Below are 24,450 nucleotides of genomic sequence, written 5' to 3'. Positions count from 1 at the left end.
ATGAGCAATTCGGAAAACGCGCCCTCAAGTGAAATCGCCGAAACCGGAGAGCGCCGCCAGGACGCACGCAGACTGCGGTCGCGCGCCTGGTTCGACAATCCTGACAATGTCGACATGACCGCGCTTTATCTCGAGCGCTACATGAACTTCGGTCTCAGCCAGGCCGAACTTCAGTCGGACCGGCCGATCATCGGCATCGCCCAGACCGGTTCGGACCTGTCGCCGTGCAACCGCCACCATCTGGAGCTTGCCAACCGTCTGCGCGAAGGTATTCGCGAAGCGGGCGGCATCGCCATCGAATTTCCGGTGCATCCGATCCAGGAAACCGGCAAGCGCCCGACCGCGGGCCTTGACCGCAACCTGGCCTATCTCGGCCTTGTCGAAGTTCTCTACGGTTACCCGCTCGATGGCGTCGTGCTGACGATCGGCTGCGACAAGACCACGCCAGCCTGTCTGATGGCCGCTGCCACCGTCAACATTCCAGCCATCGCCCTGTCGGTCGGCCCGATGCTGAACGGCTGGTTCCGCGGTGAGCGCACCGGTTCCGGCACGATCGTCTGGAAGGCACGCGAACTTCTGGCCAAGGGCGAGATCGATTACGCGGGCTTCGTGAAGCTTGTCGCGTCTTCGGCACCATCCACCGGCTATTGCAACACGATGGGTACGGCAACGACGATGAACTCGCTTGCCGAAGCGCTCGGAATGCAGCTGCCGGGTTCGGCCGCAATCCCGGCTCCTTACCGTGACCGCCAGGAAGTTTCCTATCTCACCGGCCTTCGCATTGTCGAAATGGTCAAGGAAGACCTGAAGCCTTCCGACATCCTGACCAAGGACGCTTTCATCAACGCTATCCGCGTCAACTCGGCGATAGGCGGCTCGACCAATGCGCCGATCCACTTGAACGCGCTCGCCCGCCATACCGGCGTGGAACTGACGGTCGACGACTGGCAGACCTATGGCGAGGAAGTTCCGCTTCTGGTCAATCTGCAGCCAGCCGGCGAATATCTCGGCGAAGACTATTACCATGCCGGCGGTGTTCCGGCTGTTGTCAACCAGCTGATGACGCAGGGCCTCATCAACGAAGATGCGATGACGGTGAACGGTAAGACGATCGGCGACAACTGTCGCGGTGCAATCATCGAAGACGACAAGGTCATCAAGCGTTACGACGAACCGCTGAAGGCACGGGCCGGCTTCCGCGTTCTGCGCGGCAACCTGTTCTCCTCGGCCATCATGAAGACCAGCGTTATCTCGCCTGAGTTCCGCGAGCGTTACCTCTCCAATCCGAACGATCCGGAAGCCTTCGAAGGCCGTGCGATCGTGTTCGACGGTCCGGAAGATTATCACCACCGCATCGACGATCCATCGCTCGAGATCGACGAGCATTCGGTTCTCTTCATGCGCGGTGCCGGTCCGATCGGTTATCCGGGCGCTGCCGAAGTCGTCAACATGCGCGCTCCCGATTACCTTCTGAAGCGGGGTATCAGCTCGCTCGCCTGCATCGGTGATGGACGCCAGTCCGGCACGTCGGGCAGCCCGTCGATCCTCAACGCGTCTCCGGAAGCGGCAGCAGGTGGTGGTCTTGCACTTTTGAAGACCGGCGACCGTGTGCGCATCGATCTCGGTCGCGGCGAAGCCAACATCCTGATTTCGGATGATGAGCTTGCACAACGTCGAAGCACTCTGGACGCCGAGGGCGGCTATCGCTATCCGAAGCACCAGACGCCGTGGCAGGAAATCCAGCGCGGCATCGTCGGGCAGATGGAAACCGGCGCGGTTCTTGAACCGGCTGTCAAATACCAGCGCATTGCGCAGACCGAAGGTCTGCCGCGCGACAATCACTGACCTGAAAAAGGTCGTGAGGGGAGGCGGGGAGCCTCTCCCGGATAATACGGCAGCTTAATTGTGAGCTGCTTGAAACGGAGGAGTTACTTATGAAAATTTTGAAACTCATGACTACGGCTGCAATTTTCGCAGGTGTCGCTCTCGCGTCGCCTGTGTTTGCTGCAGACAAGGGTCTCGTCGGCGTCGCAATGCCGACCAAGTCTTCTGCCCGCTGGATCGCCGATGGCGACAACATGGTCAAGGTTCTGAAAGAACGTGGCTATGACGTGGACCTTCAGTACGCTGAAGACGATATCCCGAACCAGCTGTCGCAGATTGAGAACATGGTCACCAAGGGTGCCAAGGTTCTCGTGATCGCATCGATCGACGGCACGACGCTGTCCGACGTTCTGCAGCAGGCTGCCGATCAGAAGATCAAGGTCATTGCCTATGATCGCCTGATCCGCGAAACACCGAATGTCGACTATTACGCGACCTTCGACAACTTCCAGGTCGGCGTTCAGCAGGCAACCTCGCTGGTAAAGGGTCTCAAGGCCGATACCGAAAAGGGCCCGTTCAACATCGAACTGTTCGGCGGTTCGCCGGACGACAACAACGCCTTCTTCTTCTATAACGGTGCGATGAGCGTCCTTCAGCCGCTGATCGACAAGGGCACGCTCAAGGTCGGCTCCGGCCAGACCGGCATGGACAAGGTCGCGACCCTTCGTTGGGATCCGGCAACTGCCCAGTCTCGCATGGACGCCATCCTGTCCTCGACCTATTCCGACAAGAAGCTGAACGGCGTTCTGTCTCCCTATGACGGTATCTCGCTCGGCATCATCTCGTCGCTGAAGGGCGTAGGCTACGGTTCCGGCGACATGCCGATGCCGATCGTCTCCGGTCAGGACGCGGAAGTGCCTTCGGTCAAGTCGATCATCGCCGGCGAACAGTATTCGACGATCTACAAGGACACGCGCGAACTCGCGAAGGTTACTGTTGATATGGTCGACGCTGCCATGAACGGCAAGGAACCGGTTGTCACCGACACCAAGACCTATGACAACGGCAAGAAGGTCGTTCCGTCCTACCTGCTGAAGCCAGTTGTCGTCGACAAGACGAACTGGAAGGTCCTCGTCGATACCGGCTACTACCAGGAATCGCAGCTCAAGTAAGTCTCTGGCCGCGCGGCGCAAGCGTCGCGCGGCTTCCTATTCCAGGAGTTCTCATGCTTGATCCTGTATTGTCGGCGGACAAACCGCCTATTTTGGAAATGCGCGGCATTTCAAAAAGTTTTGGCGCCGTTAAGGCGCTTTCGGACGTCAGCTTTACCGTCAAGGAAGGCGAGATTCACGCCCTTGTCGGCGAGAACGGTGCCGGCAAGTCGACGCTGATGAAGGTGCTTTCGGGCGTGTACCCGCATGGTTCCTACGAAGGCTCGATCCTGTTCGACGGCGAGGAACGCCACTTCCGCGACATCAACGATTCCGAAAAGCTCGGTATCATCATCATTCACCAGGAGCTCGCGCTCATCCCGCTGATGTCGATTGCCGAGAACATCTTTCTCGCGAACGCGCCATCCAAGTACGGAGTGATCGACCGCGATGCTCGCTACATCCGCACCAAGGCCCTGCTCGCCAAGGTCGGTCTCGTTGCCGAGGTGCCCGAAACCCTCATCACCAACCTCGGTGTCGGCAAGCAGCAGCTGGTCGAGATCGCCAAGGCACTGTCCAAGGACGTGCGCCTGCTGATCCTCGACGAGCCGACCGCTTCGCTCAACGAAACCGACAGCGCAGCCCTGCTCGAACTCCTCAAGGAATTCCGCCGCAACGGCATTACCTCGATCATGATCAGCCACAAGCTGAACGAGATCTCGGAAGTTGCGGACCGCATCACCGTGCTGCGCGACGGTCGTACGGTCGGCACGCTTGACTGTCACGAAGGTCCGGTCGACGAGGACGAGATCGTCCGTCGCATGGTCGATCGCGATCTCGAAAGCCGTTACCCGAAGCGCGAGCCGAAGATCGGCGAGGTGATCTTCGAGGTCGACGACTGGTCCGTCCATCATCCGCAGCATTCGCACCGCAAGGTGGTCAAGAACGTGTCCATGAAGGTTCGGGCCGGCGAAGTCGTCGGCATTTCCGGCCTGATGGGATCCGGCCGCACCGAGTTCGCGATGAGCGTGTTCGGTCGCGCCTATGGCCGCGATATTTCCGGCACCGTGAAGATCCATGGCAAGCCAGCGGATACATCGGACGTGCACCGGGCGATCAAGGCGGGCCTTGCCTATGTCACCGAAGACCGAAAACATCTCGGGCTGATCCTCTCTGAGGACATCCGCAAGAATGTCTCGCTCGCGCACCTGGGCGGCGTTTCGTCACGCGGCGTGATCGACGACATCCGCGAAATGAAGGTTGCCCAGGAATTCCGCGACCGTATGCGGATCCGCAGCCATAACGTCTACCAGGAAACCGGCAAGCTTTCCGGCGGCAACCAGCAAAAGGTCGTGCTGTCGAAATGGCTGTTCACCAACCCGGACATCCTGATCCTGGACGAACCCACACGCGGCATCGATGTCGGCGCCAAGTACGAAATCTATTCCATCATCAACGAACTTGCGGATGCCGGTAAGGCAGTCATCGTGATCTCGTCCGAAATGCCCGAGCTCATCGGCATCTGCGACAGGATCATGGTCATGCACGAGGGCGAATTTGTCGGCGAAGTCGCCGGCGAAGAGGCAACGCAGGAAAATATCATGCGCGCTATCATGCGCCGCAAGGGGAGATAATTATGAGCACTCCGCAGGAAGCAATTACCGCTCCCAAGGCGGCGACAGGTTTCTGGAAGGAAAATCTTCGTGACTACGGGATGCTGATCTCGCTGGTCGTGATCGTCATCTTTTTCCAGGTCGCAACGGGGGGCGTTCTGCTGAAGCCGCTCAACATCACCAACATCGTTCTCCAGAACAGCTATATCGTCATCATGGCGCTCGGCATGCTGATGGTGATCGTGACCGGCCACATCGACCTTTCGGTCGGTTCGGTCGCCGGTTTCGTCGGCGCGGTCGCGGCGATGCTGATGGTGCAGTACAGCTTCGACTTTGTCACGGCGAGCATCATCTGCCTCGTGCTCGGTGGCGTGATCGGCGCAATGCAGGGCTATTTCGTCGCCTATTTCAGGATTCCGTCCTTCATCGTGACGCTTGCCGGCATGCTGGTCTTCCGCGGGTTCATGATCGCGGTCCTTAGCGGCCGGTCGATCGGTCCCTTCGATCCGACCTTCCAGAAGTTGTCTTCCGGCTTCATCCCGGAACTGATCTCCTCGACGGGCGGCCTTTATCTGACGTCCTTCATCATCGGCCTGGTACTGGCCGCCCTGATGGTCTGGCAGAACTTCAGAAGCCGCGCACGGCGTGTCGAGCATGGCGTCGAATCCGAACCGATGGCTTTCTTCATCGGCAAGAACATCCTTGTCATGGCTGCCATCGGCTATGTCGCCTACCTGATCTCGTCGCACCGCGGCCTGCCCAACGTGCTGATCATCATGGCCGTGCTGATCGTCGCCTACGGCTTCTTCACCAACCGCACGATCATCGGACGGCAGATCTATGCGGTCGGTGGCAATGCCCGCGCAGCCGAGCTGTCCGGCATCAAGACCGTGCGTCTGGTGTTCTGGACCTTCGTCAACATGGGTGTGCTTGCAGCGCTTGGCGGCCTCGTCGTTGCCGCTCGCCTCAACAGCGCGACCCCGAAGGCCGGCACGGGCTTCGAGCTCGACGTCATCGCGGCCTGCTTCATCGGCGGCGCCTCGGCTTACGGCGGCGTTGGCAAGGTCACGGGTGCCGTCATCGGCGCCTTCCTGATGGGTGTTATGAACAACGGCATGTCAATCCTCGGCATCGGCATCGACTATCAGCAGGTCATCAAGGGTCTGGTTCTGCTCGGCGCCGTCTGCGTCGACGTCTACAACCAGCGCCGTTGAACCCTCATCACAGAGAGACAGCGAAAGGCGGGAGCTTCAGCTTCCGCCTTTTTTATTGCGACGCCGATGCGCTAAACCCTTATTGAAAGTAGGCGAGCGCCTACGTAATGAGGGCGGCAACACAGACATATTATTGCCGCGATCGGGTCGCCTTAGCTGCCCGGCTCGTTCGGGGAGAAATCCCCGGCAATGCTTCAACAACCGGCATGACCATTGATGTCCACAGATCAGCAGAAGACCGGCCTCCGCGAGACGTTTGAAAACTATCGCGGCTATCTTGTTCCCTTCATCATCCTCGTGGTCTTCGGCTTCACGACGTTTGCGATCTACGATCTGACGACCGAAGTCAGTTATGACGACGTGCTTGCAGCGCTTGCGGCCACGAAGGCATCGTCCATCCTTCTCGCGATCTTCTTCACCGCGCTGAGTTTCGTTGCCCTGACCGGTTACGACCTCAACGCACTCTCCTATATCGGCAAGAAGCTGCCACCGGTGCCGGTCGCGATGACCGCGTTCAGCGCCTATGCGGTTGGCAACACAGCCGGTTTCGGTGCCTTGAGCGGCGGCGCGATCCGATTCCGCGGTTACTCGCGGCTGGGCCTCAGCCCCGACGACATCGGCCGCGTGATCGCCTTCGTCACGCTCGCCTTCGGGATCGGCCTGCTTGGGGTGACTGCGATCGCATCGCTTGTCACGGCGCCTCGGATCGGCAGCCTGCTCGGCATCGGCGAGGGCTGGGTGCGCGGCATTGCGGTTGCGATTATCGTGGTGCTCTCAGCGCTTGTCGTTGCCGGCTGGAATGGCCGCGAAGTGGCATTGGGCAGGCTGAAGCTGCGGCTTCCCGATACGAAAACCTCGTCGCAGCAGTTCCTGATCACGGCGCTCGATATCGCAGCCTCGGCGTCGGTTCTTTACGTGCTTCTGCCGCAGACGGATATCGGCTGGCCGTCGTTCCTGGCGATCTATGCCACGGCTGTCGGTGCCGGCGTTCTCAGCCACGTTCCGGCGGGGCTGGGCGTGTTCGAGACGATCATCGTTGCGGCGCTCGGAAGCACTGTCGATATCGATCAGGTTCTCGGCAGCCTTGTTCTCTACCGGGTCATCTATCACGTCCTGCCGCTTCTGGTCGCGACGCTGTTCGTGATCGGCATGGAGGTGCAGCAGCTTTCCAATCATCCGGTCGCCTCGACGCTGCGCAAGCTGGAATTCCGTCTGGCGCCCCTGCTGCTTGCCGCATTCGCGATGATCGCTGGTGCAATGCTGGTGTTTTCGGGCGTTACACCGACGCCGGATTCGGATCTGGATTTCCTCTACAACTATCTGCCGCTGCCGGTCGTTGAAGGCGCGCATTTTCTGTCCAGCATTCTCGGCATCGTGCTTTTCGCGTCCGCCCGCGGTGTCAGCCAGAGGCTGGACGGTGCGTGGTGGACGGCAACGGCTTGTTCCGCGCTGGCTTTGCTGCTCGCCTTCGTGCGTGCGGTCGCGGTGTTTGAAGCGATCTTTCTCGTCATTCTGCTCGCCGGCCTGTTGCTCAGCGCCCGGCAGTTCACCCGTCCGGCGTCACTCCTCCGGCAGGTGCTGACGCCTGCCTGGGTCGTGGCGATGCTGGTGCTGGTGGCGGCAGCGATAACAGTTCTTCTGTTCGTCTATCGCGAGGTGGACTACAGCCGCGAGCTCTGGTGGCAGTTCGAGTTTTCGGCAGAAGCGCCGCGTGGGCTTCGCGCGATCCTGGGTGTGGCGATCGTTGCGGGCACGATCGCGATTGCCAGCCTGTTGCGCCCGGCTGCGACCCGCACGGCACACTCCACGCCGGAGGAGCTGGAGCGGGCGGTCTCGATCGTTCGGCAGCAGGACGTCGCCGACGCGAATGTTGTGCGCATGGCCGATAAGCGGCTGATGTTTTCCACAAACGGCAAGGCTTTCATCATGTACGGCATTCAGGGTCGTTCCTGGATCGCCTTGTTCGATCCGGTCGGCCCGGCAGAGGAAATCCCCGAACTGGTCTGGAGCTTCGTGGAAGAGGCGAGGGCCCAGGGCGGACGGGCCGTCTTCTACCAGATTTCGCCGGCGCTTCTGCCTTACTGCGCCGATGCCGGCATGCGAGCCGTCAAGCTCGGAGAACTGGCGATCGTCGATCTGGAGCGCTTCGATCTCAAGGGAAGTCGTCTCGCCGGTCTGCGCCAGGCCGTCAACAAGGGTCTTCGCGAAGGGCTCGAATTCGACGTGATCGAGCAGGCGGATGTGATGGGCTCGATCGAGGATCTGCGCCGCGTGTCCGATACCTGGCTCGCAGCCCATGAGACACGCGAAAAGACGTTTTCGCTCGGGGCCTTCCAGGATGCCTATGTGGCATCCCAGCCGGTGGCGGTGCTGCGCACGCAGGGAAAGATCGTCGCCTTTGCAACGCTGTCGCTGACGGAGACGAAGCAGGAGGCAACCGTCGACCTTATGCGGTTTGCGCCGGATGCGCCGAGAGGCTCGATGGATTTCCTGTTCGTCCGCTGCATGGAATATCTGCAGGCCGCCGGCTACCGGACCTTCAACCTCGGCATGGCGCCGCTTTCCGGCATGGCACAGAGGGAAGCCGCCCCTGTCTGGGACCGGATCGGCAGCGTGATCTTCGAACACGGCGAGCGCTTCTACAATTTCAAAGGCCTGAAGGCATTCAAAACCAAGTTTCACCCGCACTGGGAACCCCGCTATCTGGCGGTGGCAAGCGTCAGTCCTGCCATTGCGATGGTCGATGCGACGCTGCTGATTGGTGGGGGCTTGAGAGGAGTGGTCGGAAAATGATGATGCTGTCCCGAATTCTCGCCGTCGGCATTCTGCTGGCCGGTGCCGGTTTCGCCTCCGCTCAGCAGCCTGCTTCCGAGCAAACCGGTTCGCAGACGGATGACTACAAGACCGGCATGATCGTCTCGCCGCATATCACTCTGCCCGCCGACAAGGATCTGAAGGCGATGGTCTTCTTGATCTCGAAGGGCGCAGGCTGGGGTGCCGAGGAAGAAAGCCAAGCCAAGGCGCTTGTCGATCAGGGGGCGGCGGTGGTCGGTATCGATTATCCCTCCTACATTGCGTCGCTCGCCAAGGATGACGGCGATTGTATCTACATGGTCTCCGATATCGAAGACCTGTCGCAGCAGGTGCAGCGCCGGATCGGCAATGCCAGTTACCGGCATCCGATCATTGCCGGAATCGGGGATGGCGCAGCACTTGCGCTCGGCATGATCGCGCAGAGCCCGTTTGCGACAGTCTCGAAAGCCATCGCAGTCGATCCGACGGCCGGCATTCCGCTCGAAAAGGTTCTCTGCACCCCCGCGACCAAGGAAAAGGCCGGAGACCGGACGATCTACGGCTTTACCGATGGAAAGCTGCCGGCCGACGTGACGATCGGCTTGACCGATGCGGCCGATGCCGCCGGCAAGGACCACGCCACCAGCCTCAAGGCCGGTTGGCCGGATCTTGAGCTCAAGGACGTATCCGGGCCTGCAACTGAAGCGCTCGCAGATCTCCTCGACACGGCGATTGAAGGTGACGGCAATAGCGATCAACTCGATCTGCCAGTAACGGTCCTGGACACGAAACCGACACTCGACACGATGGCGGTTGTCTATTCCGGCGATGGCGGATGGCGTGATATCGACAGCGAGCTCGGCGGTTATCTGCAGGCCCAGGGTGTGCCTGTGGTCGGGGTGGATTCGCTGCGGTATTTCTGGAAGGAACGCACGCCGCAGGAAACGGCGGATGATCTCGTCAAGATCATCGACACGTACCGGCGCCAGTGGAACGTGAAAAACGTGGTGCTGATCGGCTATTCATTCGGAGCCGACATCCTGCCGGCGACCTTCAACGTTCTGCCGGCTGCGACCAAAGCGAGGGTGAAACAGATTTCGCTGCTGGCGCTGTCGAAAGAGGTCGATTTCGAGATCTCCGTTACCGGTTGGCTTGGTGTTGCCGGTGAGGGCAAGAACGGCGACAGCATTTCCGATATCGCCAAGATCGATCCGCATGTCGTGCAGTGCCTTTATGGTACCGACGAAGACGACGATCCGTGCCCGACGCTGAAACCGCAGGGTATCGAGACGGTCGGCATCGAAGGCGGACACCATTTCGATGAAGATTACGAGGGGCTTGGAAAGCTCATTCTTGATAGCCTCCACAAGCGGCTGACCAAGTAGAAGCCGTTTTCCCGCGAAGAAATCACCTTCCCGTGAGCTGGTTCGTGAGTTGGGGCTTGATTTCTGCGGCTCTCAAGATAAATCTCAGCGCACCAGGACCGGGCCCCTCTGGCAGTTCGCAGGAACTGTGATGTCGGACTGGATTGTTCAACTTCAGGTGCCTGGTGTTTGTGGGGGTCGTCACTCGACCTTGACGGCAATCGAATGGATAGCGGTGAATTTCCGCCCGTAATTCGTCGCCCCTCTCCACGACATGGGTGCTCCGTATTGAAAGATCGGGTACCAAATGATGGAATTCTTTACGCCGGAGGCACTGTCCGCCCTCGCGCAAGTAATCATGATCGACCTTGTTCTGGCGGGTGACAACGCAATCGTCATCGGCCTCGCCGCTGCCGGACTGCCCAAGGATCAGCGCGCCAAGGCGATCCTGATCGGTATCATTGCCGCCACCGTGCTGCGTATCGGCTTTGCGCTTGCCACGACCCAGCTTCTGCAGATCGTCGGCCTGCTTCTTGCCGGTGGTGTCCTGCTTCTTTGGGTCTGCTGGAAGATGTGGCGCGAGCTGCGCACTCCGCACAGCCATGAGGACGATGCCGAAAATGTCGTCTCGAAGGCCGTCGAGGAAGGCGAGAACGCGTCCGTCAGCGGTGTGCCACGCAAGACCTTCGCCCAGGCTGCCTGGCAGATCGTCATCGCCGACGTTTCCATGTCGCTCGACAACGTTCTGGCCGTTGCCGGTGCCGCACACGAACATCCCGAAGTGCTGATCTTCGGCCTCATTCTTTCGATCGCCTTGATGGGTATCGCGGCAAGCTTCATCGCCCGCCTGCTCAACAAGCATCGCTGGATTGCTTATGTCGGTCTGGTCGTCATCCTCTACGTTTCGCTGGAGATGATCTACCGCGGCGTTCTGGAAGTCATGCCTTACATCAACGGCTGAGTGCACAAGACCCTGCGGCGGTTTTTCCGCCGCGGGGTCCCTCAGGCAAAGCGGGCGCGCAGTCGCGTCAGGCTGGCCTGAACGGGCTTTGAAAGCCCAATGATCGCTTGTCTCGCGGCAGGCTCAACTGTTCTTGCGATGATCATCGCGACAGCCAACAATCCCCCAATCAACAAAGCCAGAATGGCGAAGCGATTGTCCGACGTGCCGAAATTGGCAAAGGCGGCATAGCCGATATTCTGATGCAGCAGGTAAAGCGGATAGGTGAGCCCGCCAAGCGAGATCGCGAGCCCTCTCTTGATCGGCAGTGTCGGCGCGTAGATCGCGATCGTCACGGCCGCAAGCGCCAGCGGCCCCATCGCGGCGAGGCCCGCGGTATTTCTCCCGAAACCGTACAGGGAAATGAATTCCGGCTCCGTTATGAACGGTGCAGCAATGGCCCAGCCGGCTGCGAGGCTGAGCACTGCAAAGCTTGCCCGGGAATTTTCCAGTCGCGTCCGAAACAGCGCCAATCCGAAGGCAAAATAGCCTGAATACTGGGTGATCAGCAGTTTCTGCAGCACGACGCTTTGCAGCGCTGCCTCGTTCAGCACCGAAATGGCAAGCCAGACCGTGACGATGAGACGCCAGTGCGACTTCAAGAGGCCTGTCGCGAGAGCCACGACGATCCAGCCGTAGAAGATGATTTCGTAGGCGATCGTCCAGTATGCTCCGTCGAGGAAGGGTTGGCCGAATACGCGCGACAGGATCACGAGATGGGCCAGCCATTGCTGCATCGTCGGGGCACTGAGCGCCGGGACCGGCCAGATCGACAGGACGACGGCGGTGATGGTGGCGCAGACGACGAATGTCGGCCAAAGCCTTGCAAACCGTCCAGCGGCAAAATCAAAGGCCGATCGACCTTCTGCCGACATCATGATGACGTAGCCGGAGATGGCAAAGAAGATCAGCAGGCCGATATCGAACCACTTGGCTATCGGCGCGAGCTCCGGAAAGCCGATCCCGGCGCCTTCGCCAGTGATCTGCATGCGAAAACCGTAGTGGAAGAACAGGACGAGCAGGGCCGAGACCAGCCGGAGCAGATCGAGGTTCAAGAGCCGCACAGGCTTTGCTTCCGTCATCATAGCCTCCCGGCAACCGCAACATCGCTACAGCGTATCGCGGTCGCGTTGGGAAAGCGTGAATGAGGCGGGCTGCTCTTGCCGCTTTACCGGAATGTGGGTCCCAGCCTCTATCGGGAAGTCCGTTCTCGTCTATAACCGATTGATCGCGGTTATCCGGAGCGGGGGGCTCATGACGGTTTTTCTTTGCAATGCCTGTAGCACATCCTATCCCGATCGTGCCGAATCACCCGCTTCTTGCCCCATCTGCCTCGACGACCGGCAATATGTCCCGGCTTCCGGCCAGGCGTGGGTTTCCGCTGAAAAGCTTGAGCAGGGGCATGCCAATAGCTGGCTCGAACTCGAGCCTGGCGTCCTTTCCATCCGTACCGTTCCCGCGTTTGCTATCGGCCAGCGGGCGCTTCTGGTGCAGACACCGTCCGGAAATATTCTCTGGGATTGTATCGCGCTCCTCGACGACGCGACGAAGACGCTGGTCAAATCGCTGGGCGGGTTGAGCGCCATCGCGATCTCCCATCCGCACTATTACTCAACCATGCAGGATTGGGCCGAGGCCTTCGATTGCCCGATCTACATCCACGCTTTGGACAGCCAGTGGATCCAGCGTCCGTCCGATCACGTCCGCCTGTGGGACGAGGATGCGCTCGTCCTGTCTTCTTCCGCGACGCTTGTACATGCCGGCGGTCATTTCGCTGGCGGAACTGTGATGCACTGGATAGCGCGGGATGGGACAGGTGTGCTGCTCGCCGGCGATATTGTCCAGGTGACGCCGGGGGCCGACCGGGTTTCGTTCATGTGGAGCTACCCCAACATGATGCCGCTCAGCGCAGCTGAGGTGGCGGATGTCGCCGAACGGCTGGCGGCCTGGCCGTTCGAGCGGATCTACGGAGCCTTCGCCAAACAGGATATCCGCGGCAACGGCCAGGCGATCGTCGCGCGCTCGGCAAAAGACTATATCGCGCGGATTTCAGCCAGCGCAGGTTGACGCTCGTTCATCCATTCCGCGCTGGCTCTGATACCACCCAGCGGGAAGACGTGGATCTGCTCGATCAAGCTTTGCGGGTTGCGGGCCTTGTAGTCGGCGATCTCGGTCAGGAAGTCGGTCGGCTCGTAGGGTACCAGGAGTTTGGAGATGTCCATGGCCCGCTTCTGGATGACGCCGATGGATGGGCCGACCCCACAGGTGAGCGCGAATTTGATCAGCGTCTGAAGCTTGGTCGGTCCCGCGACACCGAGATGGATCGGCATGCGGACGCCGGTTGCGGCGATGCGCTCCGCCCACAGGATCACCGGCCGCGAATCGAAGGCGAACTGGGTGACGATGGCAAGCTTCGCATCGGTGCTTTCGGAATAGATCTGCTTGAACTTCAAGGCTTCGTCGACAAGCTTTGTCGTGCCGTCGAGGTCGATATCCCTGTTGCCTTCGGGATGGCCGGCGACATGCAGGCGCTTGAAGTCGTGACGGTCGAAGATGCCGGTCTCGATCAGCTGCAGCGAACTGTTGAGAGCGCCAGCAGGACGCGACAGACCGCCGCCGAGGAGGAGCGCCTGGTCCACACCTGCCTCGTTGTGATATCGTCTTACCCAGTCGTCGAGCATGGCGCGGCTCTCGATGCTGCGGGCCGGAATGTGCGGCATGACCTCGAAGCCATCTTCACGCAGCCGTTTGGCCGTCTTCACCATATCGTCGATCGGTGTGCCATCGATATGGGCGATATAGACCCGGGTGTTTGCGGGAAGCAGCGTCGTGAAGTCGTCGATCTTGGCCGCGGTTCGCGGCATCACCTCGATCGAGTATCCCTCGACCAGGGACTTGAGCAAGGCGGGCTCCGGCGCTTTGTCCTGCTGCCTGCCTCTGAACAAGTTCAACAATGCCATGCCGCTACTCCCACCCTGCCACAATGACGCTCGCCGTTTTCCGGCGAGCTGGCAGAGGTTTCTTCTTGCATGACTTCTGATGCGAGAGATTTCTCTCTGCGTCAACTTCAAGCTCAATTCCGTGATAATGCCGACAGCTGCCGGCATTATCAGTGCATCTTAGGCGTTCAAGCGGCCGAGGCAGCCTTCTTCTTAGCAATACGAGCGCGGATCGATTCGACATCGGCGCGCGGCGTCGCCTTGAACAGGGTCTGGGTGTATTCGTGCTTCGGCGCGGAGAACACCTCTTCGCGGGTGCCGTATTCGACCGCCTCGCCGAAATACATTACCATCACCTCGTCGGCGATGTAGCGCACAACGGAAAGGTCGTGGCTGATGAAGACGTAGGTGAGGTTGAACTCGTCCTGCAGGTCGGCCAGCAGGTTCAGAACCTGTGCCTGAACCGAAAGATCGAGCGCCGAGACGGGTTCGTCGAGCACGAGAAGCTTCGGGTTCATCATCAGCGCACGGGCGATCGCGATGCGCTGGCGCTGGCCGCCGGAGAACATGTGCGGATAGCGGTTGTAGTGTTCCGGCCCGAGGCCGACCTTGATCAGCATCTCGGTTGCGCGGTCGCGCCGCTCGGATGCCGGCATCGACGTGTTGATCGCCAGCGGTTCGCCCAGAACGTCGCCGATCTTCTGGCGCGGGTTGAGCGAACCATAGGGGTTCTGGAACACGATCTGCACCTTCTGGCGCATTTCTGATGTCAGGTGGCCCGGACGCGTATCCATCTTCTGGCCGTCGATGATCAGTTCGCCGGCCGTCGGTTCGTCGATGAAGGTGATCATGCGGGCAAGCGTGGACTTGCCGCAGCCGCTTTCGCCGACGATTGCCAGCGTCTTGCCGCGTTCCAGCTTGAAGGAGACGCCCTTGACCGCATGGACGGTCTTTTTCGGCTTCATGAAGCCAGCCGGCAGTTCGTAGTCGCGCTTGATGTCGCGCACTTCCAGCATGATGTCGGTGTTGGTCATATCGGTCATGCATTCACTCCCGAAACCTGGTCCGGATTGCCGTCGAAGAAGGCGGAGACGGTGGTCAGTCGGTCACCCGTCGCGTTTTCCGGCAGGGCTGCGAGAAGCGCCTTGGTATAGTTGCTCTGCGGGTTTTCAAACAGCGAAAGCACATCGGCTTCCTCCATCTTGCGGCCCTTGTACTGCACCACGACCCGGTCGGCGGTTTCGGCAACCACACCCATGTCATGGGTGATCATGATCAGGCCCATGCCGGTGCGGGTCTGCAGGTCCATGATCAGGTCGAGGATCTGCTTCTGGATGGTGACGTCGAGTGCTGTCGTCGGTTCGTCAGCGATCAACAGCTTCGGGTCGCAGGCGATCGCGATGGCGATCATCACGCGCTGGCACTGGCCGCCCGACATCTGGTGCGGAAAGCTGTTCAGCCGTTCCGCGGGGTCCGGCAGGCCGACCAGCTTGAACAGTTCGATGGCGCGGGCGCGGCGGGCTTGTCTGTCGAGGCCGAGGTGGATGCGCAGCACTTCCTCGATCTGGAAGCCGACCGTGAAGCAAGGGTTGAGGCTTGCCACCGGCTCCTGGAAGATCATCGCGATATCCTTGCCGATCAGCTTGCGACGATCGGCAGGGCTCAGTTTCTGGAAGTCCTTGCCTTCAAACAGCATGCGGTCGGCGGTGATCTTCGCCGTCCACGGCAGAAGCCCCATGACGGCCAGCATCGAAACGGACTTGCCGGAGCCGCTTTCGCCGACGATGGCGAGCACTTCGCCCTTTTCGACCGTGATCGAGACGCCGTCGACGGCCCGGAACCAGCCGGTCGCGGTTTCGAACTCAACGGTGAGATTGTCGATTTGCAGAAGCGCCATGATCAGGACCTCTTCAGTTTCGGGTCAAGCGCATCGCGCAGGCCGTCGCCCATCAGGTTGATGGCAAGAACGGTGATGAGAATTGCAAGGCCGGGGAAGGTGACGACCCACCAGGCGCGCAGGATGAACTCGCGTGCTTCGGCCAGCATCGTGCCCCATTCGGGCGCCGGCGGCTGTGCGCCCATGCCGAGGAAGCCCAGCGCTGCTGCATCGAGGATCGCGTTCGAGAAGGACAAGGTCGCCTGGACGATGAGCGGTCCGGTGCAGTTCGGCAGGATGGTGCGGAACATCAGACGGATCGGACCGGCGCCGGCGATGCGGGCAGCGGTGACGTAATCCTTCGTCTTCTCTTCCATGACGGCGGCGCGGGTCAGTCGCACGAAATGCGGCTGCAGGGTGAGCGCGATCGCGATCATGCCGTTGGTGAGGCTGGGCCCCAGGATTGCGACCAGAACCAGCGCCAGAAGCAACGACGGAAACGCCAGGATGATGTCCATCAGGCGCATGATCACCGTATCGATCCAGCCGCGATAGTAGCCCGCGATCAGGCCGACGAGAATGCCGCCGAGCAGCGACAGCGTCGTCACGAACAGGCCGATGAACAGCGAATACTGTGCGCCGTAGATCAGGCGCGAAAGAATGTCGCGACCGACAGGGTCTGTTCCGAGAAGAAAGCTCCAGCTGCCGCCTTCGGCCCATACCGGCGGCCGCAGCACGGCGTCACGATACTGTTCGAACGGTGAATGCGGGGCAATCACCGGAGCGAGGACGGCTACGACCACGAGAGCGATGAAAACGAACAGGCCGATGACGGCACCGCGGTTTTCGGAAAAGTAGAACCAGAACTCCTTGAGCATCTGGCGGCGCATCTGCCCGGTCGTGACGATCTCTGGCGTCTTGGCGGTTATTGCATCTGCCATGGGATTTTTCTCCTTCTTATCTCGGCGGATCAGTGGCGGATACGGGGATTGATGAGGCCGTACATGAGGTCGACGATGAGGTTGACCGTCATGATGATCGCCGCGATCAGAAGCAGGCCACCCTGGATGACCGGGTAGTCGCGACGGAAGACGCTATCGACCATCCACTTGCCGATGCCCGGCCAGGAAAAGATCGTCTCGGTCAGGATCGCGCCCGCAAGCATGACGCCGATCTGCAAACCGATGGTGGTGATGACCGGGATCATCGCGTTGCGCAGCGCATGCACGCCGACGACGCGGAACGGCGACAGGCCCTTGGCGCGGGCGGTACGCACGTAGTCTTCGGACAGCACTTCCAGCATGGCCGAGCGGGTCTGGCGGGCGATGACGGCAAGCGGGATGGTGGCAAGCACGATCGACGGCAGCGCCAGATGGCTGATGGCCGAGGAGAAGGCACCCTTTTGCCCGGACAGCAGCGAGTCGATCAGCATGAAGCCGGTGACCTGCGGGAAGTAGAACATAAGCGAGATGCGACCCGAAACCGGGAACCACTGCAACGTGCCGGAAAACAGAATGATCAGCAGCAGGCCCCACCAGAAGATCGGCATCGAATAGCCGACCAGCGCGATGCCCATCAGGCCCTGGTCAAAGATCGAACCCCGCTTCATGGCGGCGATGACGCCGGCGGGAATGCCGAGCGCAACGGCGATGATCATTGCGCAGATGGACAGCTCGACGGTCGCTGGAAACAGCGCCCAGAACTGGTCGAGGATCGGCTTCTTGGAGACGATCGAGGAGCCGAAGTCACCCGTCAGCACGCCGCCGAGATAATCGAAATACTGGATGACCATCGGGCGGTCCATGCCAAGCTGGGCGCTGATCTGCGCATGCCGCTCGGGCGACATGACGCGCTCACCGGACAAGAGCATGACCGGATCGCCCGGCAGGAGCCGGATGAAGGAAAAGGCGATGATCGAGACCCCGAGGAAGGTCGGGATCAGCACGGCGAGGCGCCGCAGTAGCAAACCAAACATTGTAAGCCTTTGTGGAAGGGGCTCCGGTCGATTTCAAACCGTGTCAAGCCACGAACCGAGCCATTTCGGCGTCGCGCCGCATTTTTGGGCGTCTCATAAGAAAATGCCGCGGGAAACGCAACGCTCCCCGCGGCAAAAAGTTGTGATTAGGCTGGATTACTCAGCGATATCGACGGTCTCGAACGTAAAGTCGCCAAGCGGGCTCTGGGTAAAGCCGGTCACACCCTTTGCCATCGGGACGATAGCAAGCGAGTGATCGAGGGTTGCCCAAGGTGCTTCCTTCTTGAAGACGACCTGCGCCTGCTCATAAAGCTTGGTGCGCTCGGCCATGTCGGACGTGACCTTGGCCTTCTTCACCAGTTCGTCGAACTCCTTGTTGCACCACTGAGCGCGGTTGTTGCCGCCGACGGCGTCACAACCCAGCAGGGTGTCGAGGAAGTTGTCCGGGTCACCGTTGTCGCCGGTCCAGCCGAGCATGGCAGCACCGTCGCGGTCCTTTGCCTTCGAACGCTGCAGGTATTCTGCCCATTCGTAGGAAACGATCTCGACCTTGACGCCGATCTTGGCGAAATCGTCCTGGATGATTTCAGCGGCGCGGCGCGCGTTCAGCATGTAGGGACGCGAAACCGGCATCGCCCAGACCTTCATGGAGAGGTCCTTGACGCCAGCATCGGCCAGCATCTTCTTGGCGGCTTCGAGATCGTATGTGTCGTCCTTGACGGAGTTGTTGTAGGACCACATTGTCGGCGGGATCGGGTTGGTCGCAGGCGTTGCCATGCCCTGGAAGACGGCGTCGACGATCGCGTTCTTGTTGATCGCCTTGTTGAGCGCGATGCGCACTTCCGGCTTGTCGAACGGAGCCTGGGTCGTGTTGTAGGCGAGGTAGGCGATGTTGAGGCCTTCCTGCTCCAGAACCTGGAGGTTCGGGTCCGACTTCATCGACTGGACGTCAGCGGCGTTCGGGAAAGGCATCAGGTGGCATTCGCCGGCCTTGAGCTTCTGGTAACGAACGGCAGCGTCGCTGGTGATCGCGAAGACGAGGTCGTCGATCTTCGGAGCGGTGCCCCAGTAGTCGGCGTTCTTCTTGAAGCGGATGATGGCATCCTGCTGGTAGGCGACGAAGGTGAACGGACCAGTGCCAACCGGGTTCTGGTTCAGCTGTTCCTTCTTGCCGTCCTTGTCGAGGCTGTCTGCGTATTCCTTCGACAGGATCGAAGCGAAAGGCATGGCCAGGTTGGCGAGGAAAGGTGCTTCCGGACGGTTCAGCGTCATCTTCACGGTCAGGTCATCGACCTTTTCGATCGACTTGATAAGCTTCGGGAAGCCCATGCCGTCGGCATATTCCCAGGAAGCGCCGTTGATGTACTTGTTCCAGGCGTTCTTCTCGTCGATCTGACGACCAATGGAGAAGATCACGTCATCGGCATTCAGCGCGCGCGTCGGAGTGAAGAATTCCGTGGTCTGGAACTTCACGTTCGGGCGCAGCTTGAATGTGTAGACGGTGCCGTCGGACGAAATGTCCCAGCTCTCGGCAAGACCGGCTTCCGGCTGCGTTGTGCCAGGCTTGAACTCGAGCAGGCGGTTGTAGATCGGGTGGGCCGAAGCGTCGAACGTCGTGCCGGCGGTGTACATGCCGGGGTCGAAGCCTTCTGGCGAACCTTCGGAGCAATACACGAAGGTCTTGGCGTTCGCAGCGCCTGCGAAAATTGTTGCCGACAGCAGGGCTGTGGCAAGGGCGAGCTTGTATTTCATATCGGTCTCCCAATGACCTTGAGCCGGCTAACTGCCAGGCTAGGCCGTGTTTTGAATTTGATGATACGCTTACGTGCGCGTCAATCCTGCTTGTGTGTCTCACCTCCTGGTCGCAAATCTTTTGTTTGCTGACCGTATTCTTCAGTCTTCGACGGATCTCCGATACCTTTTCGGCACTCAACCCATGTTTTCTCGAATTGACGACGGATTTCCAAGTATTCGGCTTTCATGAGCATGAACTCACGGCGTCGGCCTTATTTACGCAAAATTGTTATCGTCTTCTGCGGTATCCTTGGTCTTCCTGTGACGTCGGGCGCGAGCATAGCGATTATGATGCACTTGTCGAGATACCAAGTTTCACGCGTTGCGTTGCCGAGCACAGCGTGTTGATTTTTTCAGCCGCGCTTATTTTTTAAGCTGCCGGTCCATTGTCATTGGGCGGGAAACGGTTAGGGTTTGGCGCCTTCAGGACCGAATGCTTGATCGAGGCGCATATTATGACGACCGTAAATTCCAATCTTCCCCACATCTTAACTCTTATCGACCGCAAGACCGAGGTTTTCCGGGAGCTGTCCGACCGCGTCTGGGAGACGCCGGAAACCTGCTACATGGAAACTCTGTCCGCGGCAGCGCATCGGGAAATGCTGGAAACGCAAGGGTTCCGGATCACCGATAACGTGGCCGGCATTCCGACCGCGCTGATCGGCGAGGCTGGGGAAGGTGGACCGGTGATTGCCTTTCTCGGGGAGTTCGACGCTCTTGCAGGGTTGAGCCAGAAGGCGGGCGAAACCGCTTACGATCCGATCACTGCCGGCGCAAACGGCCATGGCTGCGGCCATAATCTTCTGGGTTCCGCCTCGCTTCTTGCCGCAACGGCTCTCAAGGATTGGCTCGAAGCCAACGGAACGCCGGGACGCGTGCGCTATTACGGCTGCCCGGCGGAAGAGGGCGGGGCTGCCAAAGCGTTCATGGTGCAGTCCGGTGCGTTTGAAGATGTCGATATCGCCATCAGCTGGCACCCCAGCAATTTCGCAGGCGTCCAGCGCGAGACATCGCTTGCCAACTGCCGTGTCGATTTTACCTTTACCGGGCGTGCGGCGCATGCCGCGGCGGTTCCGGAACTTGGCCGCAGTGCGCTCGATGCCGTCGAGTTGATGAGTGTCGGCGTCAACTATATGCGCGAGCACATGCCATCCGATTGCCGGATCCACTACGCGGTTCTCGACAGCGGCGGCATTTCGCCGAACGTCGTCCAAGCGCATGCCAAGGTTCGCTACGTCATTCGCGCACCCGAATTGCCGGGCCTGCTGCCTCTGATCGAGCGGGTCAAGAAGGTCGCGGAAGGTGCGGCGCTGATGACCGAAACGAAGGTGGAAAGCACGATCCTTGCCGGCGTTTCCAACCTCGTCGTCAACACACCGCTGATGGACGCGATGCAGGATGTCTGGGAAAGCCTCGGCCCGCCACCTTTTGATGCCGCCGACCAGGAATTTGCGGCCAAGATTCGTGCGACGCTGACGCCGGAGGATATCGCGGCGAGCTGGCGCCAGGAGCGGCTTGATGAACGCGATGTTCCCCTGGCGGACTTCGTGCTTCCGGCCCACGGCGAGCTTCGCCAGATGGGCGGCTCGACCGATGTCGGCGATGTCAGCTGGGTGGTGCCGACCGTGCAGGCCTATGGCGCAACGCTTGCCATCGGCACCCAGCTTCATACCTGGCAGGTGGTTGCGCAGGGCAAGAGCGAGCTTGCCCACAAGGGCATGGTGTCGGTTGCCAAAGCGATGGCCGCCACCGGTTTGGCGGCGCTCGAAAGCGAGCAGCTGCGCGAGGCTGCCTGGATGGATCTGAGAAAGCGGCTGAAGGGCCAGGCCTATATCAGCCCGATGCCTGCCGGTACCGAGCCGCCGGTCGCCGCAATGACGGTGAAGTGAACACGTCAGCCGTCGTGTCAACTATTTCGAACAGAGAAGTTCTTGGACAGTGTTTTGCGCTGTCCAAGATCGGCGTTTCGCCGTAAGAATGACGCCAAAATCAGTCAGGTGCAGAGGAGGCCCTTCGTGACGGTACAGCCCAATTCCATGGAAGCCCGCGACAAGGCTTATCACATGCACTCCTACACGAACGCCCGCGCTCTGGAGCGCGACGGTGCGCTGGTGATGGAACGCGGCGAAGGCATCTACGTCTACGACAACAACGGCAAGAAATACATCGAAGGCATGTCCGGCCTCTGGAGCGTCGCTGTCGGCTTTGGTGAAAACCGGCTGGTCGAGGCCGCCACGCGGCAGATGAGCAAGCTGCCCTATTACCATACGTTCACATCGCGGGCGAACGGCCCGTCGATCGAGCTTGCCGAAAAGCTGGTGCAGATGGCGCCGGTGCCGATGTCGAAGGCGTTTTTCACGAACTCGGGTTCGGAAGCCAACGATACGGCCATCAAGATGATCTGGTACCGGTCGAACGCGATGGGCAAGCCGGAGAAGAAAAAGATCATCTCCCGGATCAAGGGCTATCACGGCGTGACCGCCGTTTCCGCGAGCCTGACCGGTCTGCCGAACAACCATCGGTCGTTCGATCTGCCGCTGCCCGGCATCTTCCACACATCCTGCCCGCATTACCGCGCCTTCAAGCTTGAGGGCGAGAGCGAGGCTGCCTTCGTCGAACGGTGTGCCAAGGAACTCGAGGACCTGATCCTGCGCGAAGGCCCCGAAACCGTCGCAGCCTTTATCGGCGAGCCGGTGATGGGTGCTGGCGGCGTGATCGTGCCGCCTGCCGGTTACTGGCCGGCCATCCAGGCCATCCTCAAGAAATACGACATCCTGTTCATCGCCGACGAAGTGATCTGCGGCTTTGGCCGTACCGGCAACATGTTCGGAACGCAAACCTTCGATCTGCAGCCGGATTTCATGACGCTGTCGAAGCAGATCTCCTCGTCCTACCAGCCGATCTCGGCGCTTCTCATCAACGAGAACGTCTACGGCCCGATCGCGGACGAATCCGCGAAGATCGGCACGTTCGGACACGGCGTCACCGCCGCCGGCCACCCGGTCGCGGCGGCCGTTGCGCTTGAGAATATCGCGATCATCGAAGAGCGCGATCTGGTCGGAAACGTCCGGGCGCTTGCGCCAAAATTCCAGTCGCGCCTGAAGGAACTCGAAGGTCATCCGCTGGCGATCGAAGCGCGTGGCATCGGTCTCATCGGTGCACTCGAACTTGCTCCGCGCGAAGGGTTTGCCACCGGTCAGCTCGGCCCGAAACTGTTTTCGATCATGGTCGAGAAGGGGCTGATCAGCCGTGCGATCGGCGACTCGCTGGCGCTTTGCCCACCTCTCATCATCAATGAGTCACAGCTGGACGTGCTGTTCGACACATTCGAAGCGTCGCTCGACGTGCTGAAAAAGCAGCTCGACGCCTGATGTCATCAGGAGCCGGGCTAACCTTTGTCCGGCTCCGATTGCCCAAAGCGATGGGGCGCATATATTCGCCTCATGCTTGACCTCTTCCATACCTACTGGCCGCACATCCTGTTCGTCTTTTCGCTCGTTGCCGGCACGGCAGCCGCAATCCATGCGGCCATGACGAAGGAAGAGGTGCGCTCGGCGATTGGCTGGGTCGGCATCATCGTACTGTCGCCCATCATCGGCGCGTCGCTCTATATGCTTGCCGGCGTCAATCGCATCCGCCGAACGGTCATCAGTGATCGCCGTGCCCTGCTGCAGGGCCGCGAGTGGGCGCATTTTGCCTCCTACGACGCGACAGATGCACTGATCATCAAGGATTTTGGTCACCGCTTTCGCGCGATGAAGACGCTGGGAGACCGGGTTACTTCCCATCACCTCACATCCGGAAATTCCATTCTTTCGCTGGATACCGGCGACGCCGCCTATGCCGCCATGCTGGGTGCGATCCGCAAGGCGAAGAAGAGCGTCATTCTGGAAACCTACATCTTCGATCGGGACAGGATCGGACGCCAGTTTGTCGAGGCCCTGACCGCGGCGGTAAAGCGTGGTGTGGAAGTGCGTGTGCTGATCGATGCGGTCGGCGCCCGCTACTCGGTTCCAAGCGTACTCGGCATGCTGCGCGATGGCGGCGTCGGGGTCAGCGTCTTCAACGGCAACGTCATTGTCGGCTTGCGGCTGCCTTACGCAAACCTTCGAACCCACCGCAAGATCCTGGTCGTGGATGGCCGCGTCGCGTTTACCGGCGGCATCAACATTCGCGAAAGTTTCTCGAGCGAATTCAATGGCGATGGGTTTTCGCTTGATACGCATTTCAAGGTTACCGGGCCATTGGTGGCCGACCTTTTTGCCGTTGCCGCCGCCGACTGGCAGTTCACCACGGGCGAGACATTGGAAGATGAGGCATGGGAGCTTGTCGCGCCCGCGGCGGAACCCGGCAAGGCGGTCATTGCCCGGGTCGTTTCGACCGGACCGGACCGTAGCGTCGAGACCAACCACAAGATGCTGATGGGCGCATTTTCCGTCGCCCGGTCATCGATCCGCATCGTGTCGCCCTATTTTCTGCCGGACCGGGAGCTGATTACCGCGCTGGTTACGGCGGCAAGGCGCGGTGTGCGGGTTGATATCGTCGTGCCCGGCGCGAACAACCTGACGCTTGTCGATCGTGCGATGACGGCGCAGTTCGACCAGATGCTGAAGAACTACTGCCGTATCTGGCGGGCAAGCGGCGCCTTCAATCATTCCAAGCTTCTGACCGTCGACAGCCGCTGGTCCTACGTGGGGTCTTCCAATCTCGATCCGCGTTCGCTGCGGCTGAATTTCGAGGTGGATCTGGAAGTGCTGGACGAGGCTTTTGCGCGAACTTTGGAACGAAGGATAGACTTGATGATTTCCTCTTCGACCGAGGTGACGCTTCACAGCCTGAGATCACGGCCGTTTCCCGTTCGCCTGATCGAGAAAGTTCTTTGGTTGGGATCGCCCTATCTTTAAACC

At 60.2% G+C, this 24,450-nt stretch carries 18 protein-coding genes; 11 read left to right on the top strand and 7 right to left on the bottom strand.

Going from position 1 to position 24,450, the window contains the following annotated elements:
* The 7 genes from G6K99_RS16730 to G6K99_RS16700 all read left to right on the top strand — a co-directional run bounded on the left by G6K99_RS16730 (window position 1) and on the right by G6K99_RS16700 (window position 10,920).
* Complete coding sequence (locus G6K99_RS16730; RefSeq protein WP_180215546.1) at window positions 1–1,845, top strand: IlvD/Edd family dehydratase; 1,845 nt, start codon at window positions 1–3, stop codon at window positions 1,843–1,845.
* A 107-nt stretch (window positions 1,846–1,952) separates the two neighbouring features.
* Window positions 1,953–2,996 (top strand): multiple monosaccharide ABC transporter substrate-binding protein, encoded by a 1,044-nt coding sequence (chvE, locus tag G6K99_RS16725; RefSeq protein WP_371816222.1) that lies wholly within the window; start codon window positions 1,953–1,955, stop codon window positions 2,994–2,996.
* 53 nt (window positions 2,997–3,049) lie between these two features.
* On the top strand, window positions 3,050–4,609 hold the full coding sequence (mmsA, locus tag G6K99_RS16720; protein ID WP_062462117.1) for a multiple monosaccharide ABC transporter ATP-binding protein: 1,560 nt from the start codon (window positions 3,050–3,052) through the stop codon (window positions 4,607–4,609).
* A gap of 2 nt (window positions 4,610–4,611) precedes the next feature.
* Complete coding sequence (mmsB, locus tag G6K99_RS16715; RefSeq protein ID WP_062462120.1) at window positions 4,612–5,802, top strand: multiple monosaccharide ABC transporter permease; 1,191 nt, start codon at window positions 4,612–4,614, stop codon at window positions 5,800–5,802.
* A gap of 216 nt (window positions 5,803–6,018) precedes the next feature.
* Window positions 6,019–8,595 carry a bifunctional lysylphosphatidylglycerol flippase/synthetase MprF gene (mprF, locus tag G6K99_RS16710; protein WP_174197202.1) on the top strand — a complete coding sequence of 859 codons (2,577 nt, stop codon included), beginning with the start codon at window positions 6,019–6,021 and terminating at the stop codon, window positions 8,593–8,595.
* Window positions 8,592–9,980 (top strand): virulence factor family protein, encoded by a 1,389-nt coding sequence (locus G6K99_RS16705; protein WP_174197201.1) that lies wholly within the window; start codon window positions 8,592–8,594, stop codon window positions 9,978–9,980. The genes mprF and G6K99_RS16705 overlap by 4 nt, the downstream gene beginning before the upstream one ends.
* A 286-nt stretch (window positions 9,981–10,266) precedes the next feature.
* A complete protein-coding gene (locus G6K99_RS16700) occupies window positions 10,267–10,920 on the top strand; it encodes a TerC family protein (RefSeq protein ID WP_174197200.1) in 654 nt (217 codons plus the stop codon).
* Window positions 10,921–10,961: 41 nt separating this feature from the next.
* On the opposite strand, the gene G6K99_RS16695 is transcribed toward G6K99_RS16700, so the two are convergent.
* Entirely contained in the window at window positions 10,962–12,041 is a 1,080-nt protein-coding gene (locus G6K99_RS16695) for an acyltransferase (RefSeq protein ID WP_174197199.1), read from the bottom strand.
* A gap of 172 nt (window positions 12,042–12,213) precedes the next feature.
* On the opposite strand from G6K99_RS16695, the gene G6K99_RS16690 reads away from it, so the two are divergent.
* On the top strand, window positions 12,214–13,026 hold the full coding sequence (locus tag G6K99_RS16690; RefSeq protein ID WP_174197198.1) for an MBL fold metallo-hydrolase: 813 nt from the start codon (window positions 12,214–12,216) through the stop codon (window positions 13,024–13,026).
* On the opposite strand, the gene G6K99_RS16685 is transcribed toward G6K99_RS16690, so the two are convergent.
* The 6 genes from G6K99_RS16685 to G6K99_RS16660 all read right to left on the bottom strand — a co-directional run bounded on the left by G6K99_RS16685 (window position 12,993) and on the right by G6K99_RS16660 (window position 19,501).
* Complete coding sequence (locus tag G6K99_RS16685; RefSeq protein WP_244631499.1) at window positions 12,993–13,862, bottom strand: methylenetetrahydrofolate reductase; 870 nt, start codon at window positions 13,860–13,862, stop codon at window positions 12,993–12,995. The genes G6K99_RS16690 and G6K99_RS16685 overlap by 34 nt on opposite strands.
* A 224-nt stretch (window positions 13,863–14,086) precedes the next feature.
* Complete coding sequence (locus G6K99_RS16680) at window positions 14,087–14,932, bottom strand: dipeptide ABC transporter ATP-binding protein (RefSeq protein ID WP_062462611.1); 846 nt, start codon at window positions 14,930–14,932, stop codon at window positions 14,087–14,089.
* 5 nt (window positions 14,933–14,937) lie between these two features.
* The gene (locus G6K99_RS16675; protein WP_113111671.1) at window positions 14,938–15,795 is read right to left on the bottom strand and encodes an ABC transporter ATP-binding protein; all 858 of its coding nucleotides are present in this window, start codon (window positions 15,793–15,795) and stop codon (window positions 14,938–14,940) included.
* Between the two features lie 2 nt (window positions 15,796–15,797).
* The gene (locus tag G6K99_RS16670) at window positions 15,798–16,715 is read right to left on the bottom strand and encodes an ABC transporter permease subunit (RefSeq protein ID WP_062462138.1); all 918 of its coding nucleotides are present in this window, start codon (window positions 16,713–16,715) and stop codon (window positions 15,798–15,800) included.
* Window positions 16,716–16,744: 29 nt separating this feature from the next.
* Entirely contained in the window at window positions 16,745–17,749 is a 1,005-nt protein-coding gene (locus G6K99_RS16665; protein ID WP_062462141.1) for an ABC transporter permease subunit, read from the bottom strand.
* A gap of 156 nt (window positions 17,750–17,905) precedes the next feature.
* Window positions 17,906–19,501 carry an ABC transporter substrate-binding protein gene (locus G6K99_RS16660; protein ID WP_062581538.1) on the bottom strand — a complete coding sequence of 532 codons (1,596 nt, stop codon included), beginning with the start codon at window positions 19,499–19,501 and terminating at the stop codon, window positions 17,906–17,908.
* A 497-nt stretch (window positions 19,502–19,998) separates the two neighbouring features.
* Here G6K99_RS16660 and G6K99_RS16655 point away from each other — a divergent pair, with 497 nt between their 5' ends.
* The 3 genes from G6K99_RS16655 (at window position 19,999) to G6K99_RS16645 (ending at window position 24,447) form a co-directional block, all read left to right on the top strand.
* On the top strand, window positions 19,999–21,432 hold the full coding sequence (locus G6K99_RS16655; protein ID WP_156461875.1) for a M20 family metallopeptidase: 1,434 nt from the start codon (window positions 19,999–20,001) through the stop codon (window positions 21,430–21,432).
* Window positions 21,433–21,558: 126 nt separating this feature from the next.
* Window positions 21,559–22,914 carry an aminotransferase gene (locus G6K99_RS16650; protein ID WP_174197196.1) on the top strand — a complete coding sequence of 452 codons (1,356 nt, stop codon included), beginning with the start codon at window positions 21,559–21,561 and terminating at the stop codon, window positions 22,912–22,914.
* Window positions 22,915–22,986: 72 nt separating this feature from the next.
* Window positions 22,987–24,447, top strand: a complete 1,461-nt coding sequence (locus G6K99_RS16645) for a phosphatidylserine/phosphatidylglycerophosphate/cardiolipin synthase family protein (protein ID WP_174197195.1) — start codon at window positions 22,987–22,989, stop codon at window positions 24,445–24,447.
* Window positions 24,448–24,450 lie beyond the last annotated feature (3 nt).

Origin of the sequence: Neorhizobium sp. AL 9.2.2 (assembly GCF_013317225.1) — a bacterium.
Classification (GTDB): Bacteria; Pseudomonadota; Alphaproteobacteria; order Rhizobiales; family Rhizobiaceae; genus Neorhizobium; species Neorhizobium soli.
The sequence above is the reverse complement of the archived record's forward strand: the minus strand, read 5'-3'. Positions and strand labels throughout refer to the sequence as shown.